The organism is Streptomyces sp. NPDC021225 (genome assembly GCF_044332865.1).
Taxonomy (GTDB): Bacteria; Actinomycetota; Actinomycetes; order Streptomycetales; family Streptomycetaceae; genus Streptomyces.
Genome location: NZ_JBIRPV010000013.1, coordinates 146,101 through 158,746, shown reverse-complemented (window position 1 = coordinate 158,746; position 12,646 = coordinate 146,101). Strand labels below are relative to the sequence as shown.

The 12,646-nt window shown below is 72.1% G+C and carries 9 protein-coding genes; 7 read left to right on the top strand and 2 right to left on the bottom strand.

The window, feature by feature from the left end; all coding sequences use genetic code 11:
- Positions 1-9: 9 nt before the first annotated feature.
- The 6 genes from ACH4S9_RS38660 to ACH4S9_RS38635 all read left to right on the top strand — a co-directional run bounded on the left by ACH4S9_RS38660 (position 10) and on the right by ACH4S9_RS38635 (position 10,160).
- Positions 10-792 carry an FHA domain-containing protein gene (locus tag ACH4S9_RS38660; RefSeq protein ID WP_311726846.1) on the top strand — a complete coding sequence of 261 codons (783 nt, stop codon included), beginning with the start codon at positions 10-12 and terminating at the stop codon, positions 790-792.
- A gap of 143 nt (positions 793-935) precedes the next feature.
- Positions 936-2,348, top strand: a complete 1,413-nt coding sequence (locus tag ACH4S9_RS38655) for a family 2B encapsulin nanocompartment shell protein (RefSeq protein ID WP_311726847.1) — start codon at positions 936-938, stop codon at positions 2,346-2,348.
- Between the two features lie 203 nt (positions 2,349-2,551).
- Positions 2,552-4,783, top strand: a complete 2,232-nt coding sequence (locus ACH4S9_RS38650; RefSeq protein WP_398376357.1) for a germacradienol/geosmin synthase — start codon at positions 2,552-2,554, stop codon at positions 4,781-4,783.
- 149 nt (positions 4,784-4,932) lie between these two features.
- Complete coding sequence (locus ACH4S9_RS38645; RefSeq protein WP_398376355.1) at positions 4,933-7,254, top strand: glycosyl hydrolase family 95 catalytic domain-containing protein; 2,322 nt, start codon at positions 4,933-4,935, stop codon at positions 7,252-7,254.
- A 90-nt stretch (positions 7,255-7,344) separates the two neighbouring features.
- Complete coding sequence (locus tag ACH4S9_RS38640; RefSeq protein WP_398376354.1) at positions 7,345-8,913, top strand: bifunctional phosphatase PAP2/diacylglycerol kinase family protein; 1,569 nt, start codon at positions 7,345-7,347, stop codon at positions 8,911-8,913.
- Positions 8,914-9,008: 95 nt separating this feature from the next.
- A complete protein-coding gene (locus tag ACH4S9_RS38635; protein WP_398376352.1) occupies positions 9,009-10,160 on the top strand; it encodes a DMT family transporter in 1,152 nt (383 codons plus the stop codon).
- A gap of 16 nt (positions 10,161-10,176) precedes the next feature.
- Here the strand turns inward: ACH4S9_RS38635 and ACH4S9_RS38630 are convergent, their stop codons facing one another.
- A complete protein-coding gene (locus ACH4S9_RS38630; protein WP_398376350.1) occupies positions 10,177-11,049 on the bottom strand; it encodes an NAD(P)-dependent oxidoreductase in 873 nt (290 codons plus the stop codon).
- 137 nt (positions 11,050-11,186) lie between these two features.
- On the opposite strand from ACH4S9_RS38630, the gene ACH4S9_RS38625 reads away from it, so the two are divergent.
- Complete coding sequence (locus tag ACH4S9_RS38625) at positions 11,187-11,546, top strand: helix-turn-helix domain-containing protein (RefSeq protein ID WP_358845842.1); 360 nt, start codon at positions 11,187-11,189, stop codon at positions 11,544-11,546.
- Positions 11,547-11,601: 55 nt separating this feature from the next.
- On the opposite strand, the gene ACH4S9_RS38620 is transcribed toward ACH4S9_RS38625, so the two are convergent.
- Positions 11,602-12,486 carry a family 16 glycosylhydrolase gene (locus ACH4S9_RS38620; RefSeq protein ID WP_398376349.1) on the bottom strand — a complete coding sequence of 295 codons (885 nt, stop codon included), beginning with the start codon at positions 12,484-12,486 and terminating at the stop codon, positions 11,602-11,604.
- Positions 12,487-12,646: the final 160 nt, after the last annotated feature.

The following is a 12,646-nucleotide window of genomic DNA, read 5'->3' as shown; positions in this document are numbered from 1 at the left end:
AGGCCAGCGATGGACAGCCACCGCCCCGAGACCCTGGCGCGCGGCGCCGAACCCGCCCGGCCCGGCACGCTCCACGCGCGCTCGATCATCGGCGGCATCAGCGTTCCGCCGACGCCCGGCCGCGTCGTCCGGTTCGGGCGCGCCGGCCGGCCCGAGGTGGATCTGCCCGTCACCGAGGGCGATCTGCGGGTGAGCCGCCGGCACGGCGAGCTGACGTACCGCGAGGGCCGGTGGTGGCTGCGGAACACCGGGCAGCAGCTGGTCCGGCTGCCGCGCGGCCGGATGATGCACTCCAGCATGGACCCGATCCCCCTGGACACCGGCTACACACCGCTGTTCGTCAGGGGCTCGGGCTACCGCGAGCACCTGGTCGAGCTGTTTGTGACGGACCACGGCGAGCGGGGCCTCGGGGCGCGGCGGGAGGACGACACCCTGGCGCCCAAGCGGTGGCCGCTGGACGACGACGAGCGGCTGCTGCTGGTCGTGCTCGGCCGCCACTACCTGCTCTACGAGGAGTGCCCGCGCCCCCTGTCGTACCGGCAGGCGGCCATGGAGCTGACCTATCTGTGCGGCGAGGGCGTCTGGGGCGAGCGCCGGATCGAGCGCAAGGTGGGGGCGGTACGCCGCCGGATCGAGCGCGGCGGGGACTTCCCGTACCCGGTACTGCGCGAGGACGACGGCGCGGGGCCGAGCGATCACAATCTGCTGCACAACCTGCTGCGCGGGCTCGTCGAGTCGACGACCCTGGTGCCGCCGGACCTCGAACTGCTGGACGGCGATCTCGACGACTGACCTCGTCGATCCTTAAACCCCGGCGTTCCCACGATCATCCGATCTGATGAGTCGGCTTCGCCGTCCCCGCCTCCGCCGTTCAACGCCCCCTAGCGTGCTGAGTGTTCGCCGCCAGACCCCCCGCACGCAAAGGAGAACGGCTGATGTCGGTAGACGCGGCCAGCGAAGCGCAGCCGGATCGGCAGGAGCAGCTCAGCCTCGGCACCGCCGCCGCACGCAACCTCGCCACCACCACCAAGTCCGTTCCGCAGATGCAGGGGATCACCTCCCGCTGGCTGCTCAAGGTGCTGCCCTGGGTGCAGACCGAGGGCGGGGTGTACCGGGTCAACCGGCGCCTCACCTACACGGTCGGGGACGGCCGCATCGAGTTTGTGAAGACAGGTGCGCGGGTCCAGGTCATCCCGCGTGAGCTCGGCGAGCTCGCGGTGTTGCGCGGCTTCGAGGACGTGGGTGTGCTGACAGCCCTCGCCAACCGCTTCGTGCAGCGCGACTTCGAGGCCGGCGAGGTGCTCGCGGAGGAGGGCACCGCCGCCGACCACATCTATCTGATCGCGCACGGCAAGGTCCAGAAGACCGGCAGCGGTCCGTACGGCGAACCCACCCGCCTCGGGGTGCTGGGCGACGGCGACCGGTTCGGCGAGCAGTGTCTGCTCAGCGCCGACTCGACCTGGGAGTACACGGCCAAGGCCGTCACCGGGGGCACCCTGCTCGGTCTGCCGCGGCGGGAGTTCACCTCGATCCTGGAGGGCTCGCCCGCCCTTCAGGCGCATGTCGCGGAGTTCGCCGCGCTCCCCCAGCAGCGGCAGAACGCGCGCGGCGAGGCCGAGATCACGGTGGCCTCCGGCCATGCGGGCGAGGTCGAGCTGCCCGGCACCTTCGTCGACTACGAACTCCATCCGCGTGAGTACGAGCTCAGCGTCGCGCAGACCGTGCTGCGGGTGCACACCCGGGTGGCGGACCTCTACAACAAGCCGATGAACCAGACCGAACAGCAGTTGCGGCTGACCATCGAGGCCCTGCGCGAGCGGCAGGAACACGAGATGATCAACAACCGCGAGTTCGGGTTGCTGCACAACGCCGACTACTCCCAGCGGATCCAGACCCACTCCGGCCCGCCGACCCCGGACGACCTCGACGAGCTGCTCACCCGCCGCCGCGGCTCCAAGTTCTTCTTCGCCCATCCGCGGACCATCGCCGCCATCGGCCGCGAGCTGAACTCCCGGGGCCTCTACCCCGACCACGTCGACCTGAACGGAAACAAGGTGCCCGCCTGGCGCGGCGTGCCCATCCTGCCCTGCAACAAGATCCCCATCACCAAGGAGCGCACCAGCTCCATCATCGTCATGCGTACCGGCGAGGACGACCAGGGCGTCATCGGGCTGCACCAGTTGGGGCTGCCCGACGAGTACGAGCCCGGGCTGTCCGTGCGGTTCATGGGCATCGACGAGAAGGCGCTGATCTCCTACCTCGTCACGGCGTACTACTCCGCGGCCGTCCTGGTGCCGGACGCGCTCGGCGTCCTGGAGAACGTCGAGATCTCCCACGGCCGGGACTAGGCCCCGTCCAGCGGAGCTGTTCCCCACCCCGCCCCTTCCCGCAGTGCCGATGTGCGGCTCCGCCGCGCGGGGGGCTCCGCCCCAGACCCCGGCCCGGGGTCCAGGGGGCAAAACCGCCCCCGCGCGGCGGAGCCGCATCTCGACAGGGGCGGGGGCAGGGTCCCGCCGCAGACGTCGTACACGATGAGAGGTGAGAGGCGCGGATGCCACAGCCCTTCGAGCTGCCGGACTTCTACGAGCCGTATCCGGCCCGGCTGAATCCCCATCTGGCGGCGGCCCGGGAGCACTCCAAGCGGTGGGCCCGTGCGATGGAGATGATCGAAGGGTCGGGGGTCTGGGACGAGGCCGACTTCGACTCCCATGACTACGCCCTGCTCTGCGCCTACACCCACCCGGACGCGTCGGCCGAGGTGCTGTCCACGGTGACCGACTGGTACGTCTGGGTGTTCTTCTTCGACGACCACTTCCTGGAGAGCTTCAAGCGCAGCCGGGACATGGCGGGCGCCAAGGCCTATCTCGACCGGCTGCGGGCGTTCATGCCGGTGTGCCCCGACGGCGAGCCCGCCGCGGCGCCGGAGAACGCGGTGGAGCGAGGGCTGGCCGATCTGTGGGCCCGTACGACACCCGTCATGTCCCGGGGCTGGCGCCGGCGGTTCGCCGAGGCCACCCGGCATCTGCTCGAAGAGAGCATGTGGGAGCTGTCCAACATCAGCGAGGGGCGGGTCGCCAACCCCCTGGAGTACATCGAGATGCGCCGCAAGGTCGGCGGCGCCCCCTGGTCGGCCGGGATCGTGGAGTACGCGGCGGGCGCCGAGGTGCCCGAGGCCGTGGCGGCGAGCCGGCCGCTGCTGGTGCTCAGGGACGCCTTCGCCGACGCCGTGCACCTGCGCAACGATCTCTTCTCCTATCAGCGCGAGGTCGAGGACGAGGGGGAGCTCTCCAACGGCGTGCTGGTCTTCGAGCGGTTCCTCAGCTGTGACACCCAGGCGGCCGCCGAGGCCGTCAACGACCTGATCACCTCGCGGCTTCAGCAGTTCGAGCACACCGTCTTCACCGAACTGCCGCAGCTGTTCGTGGAGTCCGGCCTGGACCCGCGGTCCTGCGCGGACGTCCTCACCTACGCCAAGGGGTTGCAGGACTGGCAGTCGGGCGGGCACGAGTGGCACCTGCGCTCCAGCCGCTATATGAACGGCGGCGGGGCGGCGCTCCCGGGCGGCCCCACGGGCCTGGGCAGCGCGGCGGCCCGGATCGTCACCTCGCTGGCCGTCACCCTGCCGGCCCGGCTCAGGAGCCATGCGCACCCGCCGCGCCGGGCGGTCGGGCCGGTGCGGCTGCCGGGGCTCCATATGCCCTACCCCGCCCTGCTCAGCCCCCATCTGGACCGCTCCCGGGAGAACATCGTGGAGTGGGGGTGGCGGATGGGCATCCTGGATGTGCCGCCCGGTCTGCCCGGCGCCGGGGTCTGGGACGAGCGCAAGCTGAGGGCCTGCGACTTCGCCCTGGCCGCGGCCGGGATCCACCCGGCCGCCACCCTCGAGGAGCTGGATCTGACCACGGGCTGGCTGACCTGGGGCACCTACGCGGACGACTACTACCCCGTGGTGTTCGGGCGCGGCCACGACCTGGCCGGGGCCAGGGCGTGCAACGCGCGGCTGTCGGCCTTCATGCCGGTGGAGTCCACCGCCGCCCCCGCCCCGGTGACCGCGCTGGAGCGGGGCCTGGCCGACCTCTGGGCGCGTACGGCGGGGCCGATGGAGGTGTGCGCGCGCCGCGCCTTCCGCACCGCCGTCGAGGACATGACCGGCAGCTGGCTGTGGGAGCTGGCCAACGAGACGGAGCACCGGGTCCCCGACCCGGTCGACTACATCGAGATGCGCCGCAGGACCTTCGGGGCGGACCTGGCCATGAGCCTGTCCCGGCTGTCCCGCTGGCCGGCGATACCTCCCGAGGTGCGCCGGGCCCGTCCGCTCCAGGCCCTGGAGCACGCGGCCGGGGACTACGCGGCGCTGGTCAACGACCTCCACTCGTTCCGGAAGGAGATCGAGTTCGAGGGCGAGATCCACAACGGTGTGCTGGTCGTCCAGAACTTCTTCGGCTGCGGGGTTCCGGAGGCCCTGCACATCGTCGGCGATCTGGCCAACTCCCGGATGCGCGAGTTCCAGCGCATCGTCGCCACCGAACTGCCCGCGATGTACGGGGATCTGGCGCTGGACGCGACGACCCGCGCCACGCTCGACCGCTATGCCCGCGAGCTGAAGCACTGGATGGCCGGGATCCTGCGCTGGCACCGGCAGACCCTCCGCTACACGGAGTCCGAGCTGCGCCGCCCGGTAGGCCTGCCGTCGCGCACCTCGTACGGGCCCACGGGGCTTGGCACCGCGGCCGCCTATCTCGCCGCCACACTGCGCCGGAGGTCCGAGGTCTCACCCACCTGACGGCCTTTCGCGCGGGTATCGCACCGTCATCACCCGCATGCCATCCGATGTTTATCGTGCGCGAGGGGTTCCGGTTCCCTTCCGGGGACTGCATCATGCCGAGGGGTTCAGAGTGACGAACTGGAGGCATGTACGTGTCCACGGCTGCGATGTCACCCATACCGTCCAGAAGAACGGTCCTCGGCGGCGCCCTCGCCGCATCCGCCGGGGCCGCCGGGCTCGTCACGGCGCCCGCCGCACACGCCGCGGAGCATGCGGAGCCCGCGGCAACGGCCGCGAGCGACGCCTGGGCCGCGGTCCTCGACGACGCCGACATGGTGTGGCAGAAGCTGCCGACGACCTGGTACGAGGGCCCCTTCCTGGGCAACGCCCTCCTCGGCTCCGGCATCTACGCGGAGCCGGGCGGCGCGGGCGCCGTCCGGTTCAACGTCCAGCACAGCGAGGTCCAGGACCACCGCCCCGAGTTCGGCTCGCTGTTCGGCCTGGCCCGGCTGCCGATCGGCTGGTTCACCCTGGAGCCGGTCGGCACCATCACCGCCGTCGACTGGCGGCTGCGGCTCCGCGACGCCGAGCTGACCGGCACCGTCACCACCGACAAGGGCACCCTCACACTGCGCGCCCTGGTCCACAACTCCCGCTCGGTGATGGCCGTCGAGGTCACCCCGAGCGCCGGCGAGGCCGCCTTCCGCTGGGTCTTCCACCCGGCCGAGGCGATCAGCCCGCGGGTCGCGTTCAAGCCGGTCCCGGACGGCTACACCGGAAACCCCCCGGCCGTGGTGGCGGAGCGCGACGGCGTGCACACCGCCGTCCAGTCCCTGCTGGCGGGCGGACAGCACGTGACGGCCTGGCGGGAGCGGACGGCCGCGGGGCGGCGGACCCTGTATCTGACAGTGGCGCACTCCTTCCCGCGGACCACCGCCCTGGGCGCCGCGCTGAAGTCCGTACGGTCGGCCTCCGCACACCCCTACGACACGCTCGCGGCCACCCACCGCCGCTGGTGGCACGCCTACTACCGCAAGAGCTTCCTGTCCCTCCCCGACGCCCGGCTTCAGCGCTTCTACTGGATCCAGCTCTACAAGGTCGCCGCGGCCGCGCGCGCCGACGCGCCCGTGATGGCCACCTGCGGGCCGTGGCTGGAGTCCACCCCCTGGCCCAACACCTGGTGGAACCTCAATGTGCAGCTGGAGTACTGGCTGATCCACGGCTCCAACCACCTGGAACTCGACGCGGTGACCCGGGCGCTGAGCGAGTTCCGCGACAACCTCTCCAACCAGCTCGACGCCCCGTACCGCAAGGACTCGGCGGGCATCCCGCGCACCACCGACCCCCAGCTGGTCAACGGCGGCTCCGTCGCGAACGGCGGCTTCGCCGTCGGCATCCCCGGCCAGGACCCGCCCACCCCCGAGGTCGGCAACCTCACCTGGGCGCTGCACAACGTCTGGCTCAGCTACCGCCACACCATGGACACCGCGGTCCTGCGCGACGTCCTCTTCCCCCTGCTGCGCAAGGCCGTCAACTACTACCTCCACTTCCTCACCCCCGGCAGCGACGGCAAGCTCCATCTGCCCGCCACCTTCTCGCCCGAGTACGGCGTGAACGCCCCGGACTGCAACTACGACCTGATGCTGCTGCGCTGGGGCTGCGCCACCCTGCTGGAGTCGGTGAAGACCCTGGGCGTGCGCGATGATCTCGCGCCACGCTGGCGGGAGGTGCTCGCCAAGCTCACCCCGTACCCGGTCGACGAGAACGGCTACATGATCGGCGCCGGGGTCCCCTTCGCCAAGTCCCACCGCCACTACTCTCATCTGCTCGCCGTCTACCCGCTGTACGAGGTGACCTGGGAGGACCCGGCGAACCGCGAGCTGATCGAGACCTCGCTGAACCACTGGGTGGGCTTCGAAGGCGCGCTTCAGGGCTACACCTTCACCGGGGCCGCCTCCATCTCCGCCCAGATGGGGCGGGGCGAGGACGCGCTGAAGTACCTGGGCGAGCTGATGCGCCGCTTCATCCAGGCCAACACCATGTACAAGGAGTCAGGGCCGGTCATCGAGACCCCGCTGTCCGCCGTGCAGTCGCTGCACGACATGGTGTGCCAGAGCTGGGGCGGGGTGATCCGGGTCTTCCCCGCGCTGCCCGCCGCCTGGCGCGAGCTGGTCGTGCACGACTTCCGTACGCAGGGCGCGTTCCTGCTGAGCGCGGCGCGCGAGGACGGGGTCACCCGCTGGGTGCGGCTGCGCAGCGAGGCGGGCGCGCCCTGCGTCGTACGCCACTCCCTCGGCGGGGACATCGAGGTGCGCGACGGGCACGGGCGGCCCCTGCGGTACGAGCCGGCGGGCGAGGGCACCATCCGGATCCGGCTCGCCCGCGGCCAGGAGGCGGTCATCACGGCGCGCGGCGACCGGCCCGACATGAGCGTGCGGCCGGTCCCGCCGAACGAGGCGGCGCCGCGCTGGGGGCTGCCCGCCTCCTGACGCGGCGTACGAGGGGAGAGGAAGCCCGGACCGGCCGTCGGCGAGCACCGGAATTGGGCGCCGACGGCCGATCCGGGATACCCATGTGGCATGAGATTCATCAGCGATCTTGACCGACGGCTGTTCGCACGGGTCGCGGACGGCCGGCTGCGCGGCGCCCATCCCGTGCTGCCGGGGCTCACCCACGCCGCCAACCACGGCCGGCTGTGGTTCGGCACGGCCGGAGTGCTGGCCACGGTCGGCGGGCGGACCGCGCGGCGGGCCGCGCTGCGCGGGGTCGGGGCGCTGGCCGCCGCCTCGCTCGCGTCCAACACCGTGGTGAAGTGGACCGTGAACCGGCGGCGTCCGGTCCTCGACGGCGTGCCGCTGATCCGCCGGCTGGCCCGGCAGCCGTGGACCAGCTCCTTCCCCTCCGGGCACTCCGCCTCCGCGGCCGCCTTCGCCACCGGGGTCGCCCTGGAGTCCACCGGATACGGCATCCTCGTCGCCCCGCTCGCCGCCGCGGTGGCCTTCTCCCGGGTGTACGTCGGCGTGCACTACCCCAGCGACGTCCTCGCGGGGCTCGCCCTGGGCGTCGGCGCCGCCGCGCTGACCTGCCGCTGGTGGCCGCCACGGCCGCAGACCCCCGCCCAGGCCCGGCCGCGCGTCTCGGCCCCGGCGCTGCCCGGGGGCGACGGTCTTGTGGTGGTCGTCAACCGCCAGTCGGGCGTGGGCGTACCAGGGGGCGTACCGGGGGCCGCGCCGACGCCCGCCGAGCGGCTGCGCGCGCTGCTGCCCGCCGCCGAAGTCCTGGAGCGCGACCCCGAGACGGACCTCGGGGAGCTGCTGGACCGGGCCGCCCGGCGCGCCGCCGAGCGGGGCGGGGCGCTGGGGATCTGCGGCGGGGACGGCAGCGTCAACGCGGCGGCCGCGCTGGCCGCCGAGCGCGGGCTGCCGCTGGCCGTGTTCCCCGGCGGCACCTTCGACCACTTCGCCCTGGACGTGGGGGTGCCCGCCGTCGAGGACACGGTGCACGCCGTGACCCAGGGCGACGCCGTCGCCGTGGACCTGGCCCGGGTGAGCCCGCTCCCGGGCGACGGACCGGGCGGCCACTTCATCAACACCTTCAGCCTGGGGATGTACCCCGAGCTGGTGAAGATCCGCGAGAGCCTGGAGGGCCGGCTCGGCACATGGCCGGCCGCCGCGGTCGCCCTCGCCCGCGTGCTGCGCACCGCGACGCCCATGGAGATCGAGGTGAACGGCCACAGGCGGCGGCTGTGGGTGCTGTTCGTCGGCAACTGCCGCTACGCGCCGGAGGGGTTCGCCCCGGCGTACCGCGAACGGCTCGACGACGGGCTGCTCGACGTCCGGGCCGTCGACGGGGACCAGCCGCTGGCCCGCACCCGGCTGCTGGCCGCCGCCCTGACCGGCACGCTGGGCCGGTCCCGGGTGGTGGCGACGCGACGGCTGCGGCGGCTGAGCCTGACGGGCCTGCACGAGGTGGACGTCCGCGCCTACGACGGCGAGGTCGCCCCGTCCCCCGCCGAGGCGCTGGTGATCGAGAAACGGCCCGGCGCTCTGACCGTCTACCGCCCGGCCGAGCCGGGGAACGAGCTGGCGCAGCGCGCCCGTACAGCAGCCGCTACGGCGCACTTCCGGCGGGCCGTACTGCGCCGGTAGTACGCGCAATGGGGGCTCAGGGACGACGACGTGGCGGGCGAAACACGTCATCGTGAAGGCATGGACGACGACCGACCGGCCCCGGGGGCCCTGACGTGACCTCCCTGGCTCTCTCCGTGCTGCTGGCCCTGGCCTCTGCGGTGTGCTACGCCGCCGGCGCCATCCTCCAGGAGCATGTCGCGGCGACGACGCCGCCCCGCCCGTACGCAGCGCTGCGCCGTGGCCGCTGGTGGACCGCGGTGACGCTCAACGGGGCCGGTGCGGTCCTCCATGTGCTGGCGCTGGCGTACGGGCCGCTCAGCGTGGTGCAGCCGCTCGGCGCGCTGACCATCGTCTTCGCCCTGCCGATGGCCGCGGTGTTCGTGCGCCGCCCGGTGGGCTCGGCCGGATGGCGGGGCGCGGTGCTGGCCACCGCGGGGCTCGCCGGGCTGCTCTCGCTGAGCGGTTCGTCGGGGGCGAGAGCGCTCACGAGAGACGGCCGGATCACGGTGGCCGTGGCCACGGCGGCCGCGATCGCCGTGCTGGCCGTGGCCGCGCGCTGGGCGCGGCGGCCCGGTGTGCGCAGCGTGCTGCTGGCCATGGCCGCGGGGACCGCCTTCGGTGTCTCGTCGGTGTTCACCAAGAACGTCACCGTGGAACTGGAGTGGGACGCCTGGGCCTCGGGGCTGCCCAGCGCGGCGATGATCGCGCTGCTGGCCGGCTCCGGGGTGCTGCTGTCCCAGGCGTCCTACCGGGGCGCCGGGCTGGCCGCCCCGCTGGCGACGGCGACCGTGGTCAACCCCGTTGTCGCCACGGCCATCGGCGTCGCCGCGCTGGGCGAGCACTTCCGCCACGGCGCCCCCGGCACCCTGCTCGCCCTGGTGGCGGCGCTGGTCGCCGGCACCGGCCTGGTCATGCTGACCGTGCACGGCGTGGAGACGTCGGCCCAGGCGGCGGAGGCAGCGGGCATTCCGCGGCCGCGCGAGGCGGACGCGACGGAGGGGGCGGACGCGACGGACTCGAGGAACGGAACGGATGGAACGGACGAGGCGGACGGGACGGGCGAGGGGCGCGGGACGCGGGGGCCGGACGACGGGAGCCGCGGCCCCGGGGCGGGCGCCGCGGGCCCGCGCCGGCTCCCCCGGATCCCCCGCCCGGCGCGCGGCGCCGACGACCGGCTGCCGCCCGGCCGCCGCTTGTCCTCCCGCCGCCCGCCCGACCAGCGCCGCGCCCCCCGCGGCGAGGCCGTCCTCCAGGACCAGCGTTAGGCGGTGCCGGGGCGCGTCACGCCCGGGTGCGGAGCAGTTCCACCAGGCCCGAGAGGTCCTCGTGGCCGTGGCCGTCGGCGACCCGGCGGGTCATCAGCGGCGCCAGCGGGGCGAGGAGTTCGGGGCTGACGCCCTGCTCCTCGGCCGTCTCCAGGAGATGGTGGAAGCCGGCCTCCTGCATGGCGAGGTTGGAGACCACGCCCTGGGCGTAGTCGCCCTGGTCGATCCGCGCGGCGACGCCGGTCGCGGCGCCCGACATGCCGTTCAGCCAGCTGCCGAGCATGGGAGCGAAGTCGGCCGCCTTGATGTCCTCGCTGCGGATCAGCGCGTGGGCGTGCAGGATCCCGGCGAACATGCCGTACATCGCGCTGAGCAGGGCGATGTCGTACAGCGACGCAAGCCCGACGTCCTCGCCGAGGTATTCGCTCCGGGCCATGGCGTCCAGCGCCGCCCGGTGGGTCTCGAACACGTCCCGGGGTCCGCTGTAGAGGATGAACGCGGCGGGGGTCGCGATCATCGGGGGCACGGCCATGATGCCGCCGTCGAGATAGTCCACTCCCTGGTCCGCCGCCCACGCGGCCAGCTCGCGGGCCTGCCGGGGCTTACCGCTGGTGAGGTTGGTGACAGCCTTGCCGGACAGCGCCCCGGCGACCGGGGCCAGGGTGTCGTGCACCGAGTCGTGGTCGAGCAGGCACACCACCACCAGCCGGCTCGCCTCGACGGCCTCGGCGACCGTCGCCGCGTGCCGGGCGCCTTCGCCGGCGAGGGCCTCGGCCTTCGCGGCCGTACGGTTCCACACGGTGGTCCGGAATCCCGCCTTCAGGAGGGCGCGGGCCAGTGCCGTGCCCATGGCGCCCAGGCCGAGGACGGTCACGGGGGTGTCACTCATGTCAGGTGCTCCAGTTGCTCATTACCGCTGCTGGTATCGGTCTCGGCGCGCCTGTCCCAGCCTTGCCGCCCGCTGTAGTGTGGGCAAGTACCGACAAAAAAGTGCGTGGTTACCTTGAGGTCAGTGGGGATGGGTTCATGAAGAAGCGGCCATATGTCTGCGGCCTGGACGCGGCCGTGGACGTCATTGGCGGCAAGTGGAAAGTTCTGATCATTTGGGCGCTCAATTCCCAGCGGTGCCGGTTCGGTGAATTGAAGCGGCTGGTCCCGGGGGTGAGCGAAAAGGTGCTGACCCAGCAGCTGAGGGAGTTGGAGGCGGACGGGATCGTCCACCGGGAGATCTACGACCAGGTACCGCCGAAGGTGGAGTACTCACTCACCGAGCTGGGCGAGGATCTCAATACGGCGCTGAAGCCCCTGGGCGCCTGGGGAAGGCAGCGGCTGGCGGCTCTGGGCGAGCTCTCCGAGCACGACCGTCAGCAACTCACGGGCAGGTGAGACGGCGGCTTCCGGGATCCCCTCCCCGGAAGCCGCCGCCTTGTGCCCGGGCCTTTCAGGACGTGCGGTTGCGGCCCACATACACGTTCCGGGCCCGGTAATACGTGTCCCCGCCGGGGCCCGAGGAGCCCGAGGAGCCCTCCATCTGGAGGTTGATGATGAGCCACAGGGGTTTTCCGACGAAACCCGCGCCGCGGTGGACCGCTTTCCAGGTCCCGTCGAGATAGTAGTGAATGTCGACGTCGGTGTTGTTCACCTTGGTGATCCAGGCGCGATAGGTGTGCCAATTCCCCGGTGACGACACCCCGACAATCGTGCTCGACACATCCGAGGAGGTGCGGAAGGTATTGAACCAGTTGTTGGAGTTCCCCTTGAATTCCAGGATGTCGCTCTCCGGCGGCCAGCTGTTGACGCCGGTGAGCCAGAAGGCGGGCCAGGTCCCCGCGCCGTTCGGGGCCTGGAATTCGCCCTTCACCTCGTAGTCGGGGAACTGGTCGGTCACCACGATCTGGTTCTTGGCGTGCACCGCGCCCGAGTGGTAGCGGATCGGCAGATGCGGGGTGGAGGAGCTGGTGCCCTCGTCCCAGGTGATCCGGCTCGCTTGCAGGGTCAGCACGCCGGAGCCGAGATAGATGTGGTTGTGGTCGCTCGAGCTGCCGTACATCCGGGCGCTGCCGTTGTGGTCGGAGCCCCAGGGGTAGAGATAGTTCCACTCCGCCTCGAAGGCGCTGTAGCTCGCGAAGGAGCCGTTGATGACGTCCTCCCAGGTCGCGGCCGGGGCCGCGGCGGCCGGGCGGGGCCACCCGGTCAGGGCCGCCGCCCCGCCGAGGGCCGCGGCCGTGGTGAGGAATCGTCTGCGCCCGTACGACGCGCTCCGCGCCGACCCGTTCTGTGCTGACTCGCTCTGTGCCGACTCGCTCTGTGCCGACATGCCGCTCATGGCTGCCTCCCGAAGTCCGAAACTTCGAACACAAGCAAACAGAAGTCAATCGGAATCACCACAGTCCCAAGGGCCCCACACCTCGTCAAGGGCTCTTGTTAAGCGGAGGTTAGCTCTGCCCCCGGGGGCTGTACGCCGACACCGTTCCGCGTCGAAGCTG

What these genes read in the sequence shown, in the direction of transcription:
- ACH4S9_RS38645 (WP_398376355.1), top strand. Translation starts at nt 4,933, where the DNA reads ATGTCACCCATACCGTCCAGAAGAACGGTCCTCGGCGGCGCCCTCGCC.
- ACH4S9_RS38625 (WP_358845842.1), top strand. Translation starts at nt 11,187, where the DNA reads ATGAAGAAGCGGCCATATGTCTGCGGCCTGGACGCGGCCGTGGACGTC.
- ACH4S9_RS38620 (WP_398376349.1), bottom strand. Translation starts at nt 12,486, where the DNA reads ATGAGCGGCATGTCGGCACAGAGCGAGTCGGCACAGAGCGAGTCAGCA.
- ACH4S9_RS38655 (WP_311726847.1), top strand. Translation starts at nt 936, where the DNA reads ATGTCGGTAGACGCGGCCAGCGAAGCGCAGCCGGATCGGCAGGAGCAG.
- ACH4S9_RS38630 (WP_398376350.1), bottom strand. Translation starts at nt 11,049, where the DNA reads ATGAGTGACACCCCCGTGACCGTCCTCGGCCTGGGCGCCATGGGCACG.
- ACH4S9_RS38650 (WP_398376357.1), top strand. Translation starts at nt 2,552, where the DNA reads ATGCCACAGCCCTTCGAGCTGCCGGACTTCTACGAGCCGTATCCGGCC.
- ACH4S9_RS38660 (WP_311726846.1), top strand. Translation starts at nt 10, where the DNA reads ATGGACAGCCACCGCCCCGAGACCCTGGCGCGCGGCGCCGAACCCGCC.
- ACH4S9_RS38640 (WP_398376354.1), top strand. Translation starts at nt 7,345, where the DNA reads ATGAGATTCATCAGCGATCTTGACCGACGGCTGTTCGCACGGGTCGCG.